Here is a 5,319-nt window from a genome sequence, read left to right as displayed (position 1 = left end):
GGGCTGGTGGGGGTGGCCGGACTGAGTCGTGTGGCCGGGCTGCACGGTGTCGGCAGACGAATTCAATGTCGCACCTCTCGTCAGCAGATCGCGCGGGCCGCTCACCGGCACCGCGGCCGATTCCAAGATCACGATCGCGCAAATCAGCATGCTGGCACAGGCCCCAGGGGGCTGCAAGGACGATCGTCGTGATCCGGCCGTTGAGGGTCGTGCGGTGCGGGCGGCTCCGGCGCCACCGCACCCCGAGCCGCCCCGTACGCCTACCTCGGCACTGCCACCGCCGCTCTCCTCACCTGGACCCGATCACGATGCGGCAGGCAAGAGCGTGGCGATCCCGGCCAGCAGGCGGGCCGCCGGTGCCGGGTCGACCAGCCACTTCAGGTGGCTGCCGGGGAGCGTACGGACGTCGTACGGGTTCTCGGGCGTCAGCGCGTCGCCCTCGCGGATCATCCGGTCCTGCATGGCGAGCGGCACGCTGGTGTCCTCGGCCAGCCGCACGTACGTCCTGGGGATCCTCCCCCAGCTGTCGGGCTGCGCCCGGTCATCGGGTGTGCCGGCGTCGAGGTTCTCGTCGGGCTGGAAGGTGTTGAGGAAGACCATGAACTCCTCGTCCGTCCCGTCGGCGAGGAAAGCCGCCTTGAAGGCCGCGAGGACGCCCGGGTCGGCGGTGCGGAAGTTGGAGCGCAGCAGCCCGAGCTCGGCAGGGTTCGCGACCATCGCCGACGCCAGCGCTGTGACGTCGACCGCGGCCATCTCGGGCTCGGCGTAGTAGGCGCTGACGTCGAGGTCGACGGGGCACCAGGCGGAGACGTAGACGATGCGGTCGATCAGGTCGGGCCGCCGGTTGGCTGCGACGGTGGCCGTGATGCCGCCGCGGCTGTGCGAGACGAGGATGACGGGCCCGTTCCGCTTGGCCCGCTCCAGTATCCCGATGAGGTGCGCGGCGTTGTCGGCGAGCGTGACGCCCTTGATGGCGCCGGGCGTGGTGGCGAGCCCTGCAAGGTCCTGCGGCGCCTGGTAGGCCCGCGGGTACGTCGCGGCGAACCCGTGGCCCGGAAGGTCGACGGCGACCGAGCGGTGTCCGAGGAGGCCCAGTTCGGCCTGGAGCGGTGCGAAGGAGAAGGAGTTCGCGAAGGCTCCGTGAACCAGTACGAACGTCGGTTGCATCTGTCTACACTCACTTTCTGGTCCTCTGCGGCGCGCAGCGTCCAGCCGCAGAGGCGTCTTCGTACACGGCAGGCGTCGGCGGTCGAGTGCGGAGCCAGGAGGGCTGCGTGCGAACGGCCGCCCCCTGTCCGGGGGTTCACCCTACTCGGCGAAAGATCATCCGCATGACCGGGACGATCCCTTCCCCCTGATCACCGCCGCTCCGCGGTGCCGGAGGTTCACGGCCGAAGCCTTGGCCAGTGCCGCGGGGTTCAAGAAGCGCAGCGGACCGATCAGGCGGGATGCGAACAGGTGCATGCGGCGCGCCGGCGAGTCGTCGCGCGCCGCCGCCGAGAACATCAGCCGCTCCATGGGACGGAACGGGCGGGCCTTCCTCCGAGCGCAACCGGGCCGCGGTCCGCCACCGGTGGTGAGCGGCATGAATCGCCGCGCCGCTACCCCCCAGAACTGGTGGGTGCCGTGCACTCGGTGGAGCCCTCTACCTTTTCGGCATCGGTCCCGGACATGTACTCGTTCTCGTGAGAGGCAGGAACCCATGGCACCCGTCACCGGTCTGACCCGACGACTCGTCGGAGCATCCGTGTCAGCACTCCTGGCCGCCACCGCCCTGGTCGGGGGCGCAGTGGTCACGGCGGCCCCGGCCCAGGCCGCGAGCCGGCATTGCGACGACTATCTCAGGAGCCTGGGATACTTCACGCCCTTCCAGGGTCTCTACTGCATGAGGGGAGAATCCCAGGTCGGTGACGCATGGCAGGAGTGCAGGAACGGGCTGATCAAATGGGGCATCCAGCCGGCCCATGCCGACCGGGCGTGCGGACTCGCCCGCTGGGGGTTCTGACCACCCCCTGGCCGCCCCGGTCATTGCGGGCGAACAGGGACCCGGCGTGGTCGGAGGTCAGGAGGAGGTCGTGAGGACGACGAGTTGCAGGGTGGCCCGCGTCATCGCGACGTACCGGTCGACGGCTCCTTCGATCCCGCCGCCGAAGCCCGCCGGGTCGATGAGGACGACCAGGTCGAACTCGAGCCCCTTCGACAGCTCGGGGGGCAGCGACCGGACGCGGTCCGTGGCGGGGAACGTCGGATCGCCGATGACGCACGCGGTCCCCTCGGCGTGCTCGGCGAGCCACGCGTCGAGGATGGCGTCGAGGTCCGATACGCGCCCGTGGACGACGGGGACGCCGCCGCTGCGGATGGAGGTCGGCACGTTCGCGTCGGGGAGGGCGGCCCGGATGACCGGCTCCGCCTCCGCCATGATCTCCTGCGGCGTACGGTAGTTGACCGTCAGGGGCGCCAGGCCGATCCGGTCGAACCCGACCCGCTGCAGCCGTTCCGGCCACGACTCCGTGAACCCGTTCCGGGCCTGGGCGCGGTCACCGACGATGGTGAAGCTCCGGGAAGGGCAGCGCTGGAGCAGCATCTGCCACTCGGCGTCGGTCAGTTCCTGCGCCTCGTCGACGACGATGTGCGCGAACGGGCCGGCGAGCAGGTCGGGGTCGGTGGGGGGCAGCTCGGCCTCGTCGACCAGGCTGACCTGCGCGTCCTGGCCGCGCAGCATCGTCACCAGGCCTTCGCCCTCGTCGCCGTCGGCGCCGGAGTCGGATGCGGCCGCGATCAGGTCGTCGACGACCTGGGCCATGCGTTCGCGCTGGGCGGCGAGGACGGCCTCGTTCCGTCGGCTGCGCCGGGCCGCCTCCGGGTCGCCGAGGCGCTGCCGTGCCGCGTCCAGGAGCGGCAGATCGGACAGCGTCCAGGCCTGGGGCTCGGCACGCTGCAGCTTCTTCACCTCGTCGGGGCCGAGCCAGGGAGCGCACATCCGCAGATAGGCGGGCACCGACCACAGATCGCCGACGAGGTCGGCGGCTTCGAGCAGCGGCCAGGCGCGGTGGAAGGCAGTGACCAGCTCCCTGTTCCGCGTCAGCGACCTGCGGAGCAGACCGGTCGGGACGCCGCCGCCGTCCGCGTACGCGACGCCCTCGTCTTCGTCTTCGTCTTCGTGCTTGTCGACGAGGAGGGTGACCAGCTCCTCCCAGACCTGGTCGCGCGCCTCGTTGTGCGGGGTGCCGGGTTCGGCCGCAGCGAACGCCGTGGCCCAGTCATCGGCGCTCAGCCAGATGTCGGACCAGGGGGTCGTGACCGTCATCCCTTCGGCGGGCGGCTCCTCGTAGAACCTGACTGCCTTCTCGATCGCCCTCACCAGGTCCGCCGACGACTTCAGGCGGGCCGTTTCCGGGTCGGCCTCGGGCCCGGCCGTGGCCCCCTCGGCGACGAGGTCCCGCAGGATGCAGGTCTGCACGCCGTCCTCGCCGAGGCCGGGCAGGACATCGGAGACGTACGCCAGGTAGGGCCGGTGCGGACCGACGAACAGCACACCGCCGCGCCGTTGACCGAGGCGGGGATCGGAGTGGAGGAGGTAGGCGGAGCGGTGCAGCGCGACGACGGTCTTGCCCGTCCCCGGGCCGCCGTCGACGACGAGGGCGCCGCGGGAGCCCGCGCGGATGATGGCGTCCTGGTCGGCCTGGATGGTGCCGAGCACGTCCCGCATCCGCGGGGACCTGTTGGTGCCCAGGCTGGCGATGAACGCGGACTGGTCGTCGAGCGCGGCGCGACCGGCGAACCCCTCCGCGGTGAACACCTCGTCCCAGTAGTCGCTGATTCGGCCGCGGGTCCAGCGGTACCTGCGGCGGCTCGCCAGCCCCATCGGGTTGGCGTGGGTGGCTCCGAAGAACGGCTCGGCCGCAGGGGAGCGCCAGTCGACGACCAGCCGGCGGCCCGTGCTGTCGGTGAGGCCGAGTCGTCCGACGTACACGGGCTCGGGGTCGTCCGCGCACACCATGTGCCCGAGGCACAGGTCCAGGCCGAAGCGGCGCAGGGTCCGCAGCCGGGCGGTCAGCCGGTGGACCTCCGCGTCGCGGTCCATCGCCTGCTGCCCCAGGCCGCCGGGTGCCCTGCGTACGGCGTCGAGTCGGTCGGAGACTTCGGCGATGGACTGCTCGAGGCACTCCGCGAGGGCGGCGAAGTGCTGCTCGTCCTCGGCGATCAGCGCCGGGTCGGCCTTGGCCGAGAGACGGCCGGGAAGGTCGAACACGCTCGTGGTCAGGGGGGTCATGTCACCGGCTCCGATCCGCGAGGGCTCCCGCGAGGGTCCGGCGCTGCGGACAACAGCGCACGCACTTCGCGGATCCCCCGTTTTCTGCAAGTTCTGGTTGAGACCAGCGATTTTGGAGTAGGGAGGGGGCCTTGCCGCAAGACCCCCTGTGCGCTATAAGTTGAGAGTGGCGAGAGGTGGGTACTCCCTCTTGCCTTTCATCGTCTTCGGCTGCCTCTGCGTCTTCGGCTGCGTCTGCGGCTGCCCGTTCGCCGCCACCTGCCTGCAGGAGGGGGCGACCACCACGCCGGCCGTACCGGCAGGAACCGGTGCAGGGCTGCCCGGGTCCACGACGGGCCGAGAACGACGAGGGCAAGGTCAGCACCTGCCCCGGCCCTCCGAAGGTGCCGGTCGCCGGACCGGCCACCAGAGGGGTGCGCTGTCCGCCGCGGTCTCCACTTCCCTGCTCGTCGGCACGCCGCTTCGCAAGGGTCGCCGGGAAGCCCGACCGGAACTGCGGTCCGGCTCCGTCGACACCGAGCGCCGCCGCAGCCGGAGGCGGCGGCACTAGGTTCGGCGCTTGCGGCAACACCAGCACGCGGTCCCCGCGAGGACGATCCCGCGCGGCCAGGTGCCGAGCGGGACGTCCCAGCGCACCGCGCCGTCGGCGCGCTCCAGGCAGACGAGCCGGGTGTGCCGCTCGTGCAGGACGACACAGTCCGGCCCCACGACGAAAGCGGAAGCGCCGCCCCGCTGGTGCAGTTCGCGCTCCCAGAGCACTGTGGCGATCATTGGGCCATCCCATCACAGGCGCGCCCGGCGGCGTCCGTCGTAGGGGGGCGCCACCAGCCGGGTGACACCCGCAACCCGCGCGGGCGTGTCAGCAGCCGCCCCCGACCGCCTGGACCAGGATGCACGGGTCGAACCCCTCACCCACCCGGCAGGAGTCCTCCGTGCTCGAACGCAAGCAGATCAAGGGCCGCCGCACCCAAGTCACCTTCGTCCTGCCCGAGGACACCCCTGCCGGGCCGGTCAGCGTCGTCGGCGACTTCAACCACTGGGACCCC

Annotated in this window: 5 protein-coding genes; 1 reads left to right on the top strand and 4 read right to left on the bottom strand. The window is 71.5% G+C overall.

Going from position 1 to position 5,319, the window contains the following annotated elements:
- Window positions 1-303: 303 nt before the first annotated feature.
- Both HYE82_RS33745 and HYE82_RS33740 read right to left on the bottom strand, forming a co-directional pair.
- Window positions 304-1,167 carry an alpha/beta fold hydrolase gene (locus HYE82_RS33745; RefSeq protein WP_179178031.1) on the bottom strand — a complete coding sequence of 288 codons (864 nt, stop codon included), beginning with the start codon at window positions 1,165-1,167 and terminating at the stop codon, window positions 304-306.
- 156 nt (window positions 1,168-1,323) lie between these two features.
- Window positions 1,324-1,518, bottom strand: a complete 195-nt coding sequence (locus HYE82_RS33740) for a hypothetical protein (protein WP_256988057.1) — start codon at window positions 1,516-1,518, stop codon at window positions 1,324-1,326.
- Between the two features lie 229 nt (window positions 1,519-1,747).
- Here HYE82_RS33740 and HYE82_RS33735 point away from each other — a divergent pair, with 229 nt between their 5' ends.
- On the top strand, window positions 1,748-2,005 hold the full coding sequence (locus tag HYE82_RS33735) for a hypothetical protein (protein WP_179178030.1): 258 nt from the start codon (window positions 1,748-1,750) through the stop codon (window positions 2,003-2,005).
- A gap of 57 nt (window positions 2,006-2,062) precedes the next feature.
- Here the strand turns inward: HYE82_RS33735 and helR are convergent, their stop codons facing one another.
- Window positions 2,063-4,273: an RNA polymerase recycling motor ATPase HelR gene (helR, locus tag HYE82_RS33730; protein ID WP_179178029.1), complete on the bottom strand. Its 2,211-nt coding sequence runs from the start codon at window positions 4,271-4,273 to the stop codon at window positions 2,063-2,065.
- Between the two features lie 546 nt (window positions 4,274-4,819).
- On the bottom strand, window positions 4,820-5,044 hold the full coding sequence (locus HYE82_RS33725) for a hypothetical protein (protein ID WP_179178028.1): 225 nt from the start codon (window positions 5,042-5,044) through the stop codon (window positions 4,820-4,822).
- Window positions 5,045-5,319: the final 275 nt, after the last annotated feature.

This window comes from Streptomyces sp. BR123 (assembly GCF_013401435.1).
In the GTDB taxonomy this organism is placed as follows: Bacteria; Actinomycetota; Actinomycetes; order Streptomycetales; family Streptomycetaceae; genus Streptomyces.
The sequence above is the reverse complement of the archived record's forward strand: the minus strand, read 5'-3'. Positions and strand labels throughout refer to the sequence as shown.

Coding starts and splice junctions, on each gene's coding strand:
- HYE82_RS33745 (WP_179178031.1), bottom strand. CDS start 1,167: ATGCAACCGACGTTCGTACTGGTTCACGGAGCCTTCGCGAACTCCTTC.
- HYE82_RS33740 (WP_256988057.1), bottom strand. CDS start 1,518: ATGGAGCGGCTGATGTTCTCGGCGGCGGCGCGCGACGACTCGCCGGCG.
- helR (WP_179178029.1), bottom strand. CDS start 4,273: ATGACCCCCCTGACCACGAGCGTGTTCGACCTTCCCGGCCGTCTCTCG.
- HYE82_RS33725 (WP_179178028.1), bottom strand. CDS start 5,044: ATGATCGCCACAGTGCTCTGGGAGCGCGAACTGCACCAGCGGGGCGGC.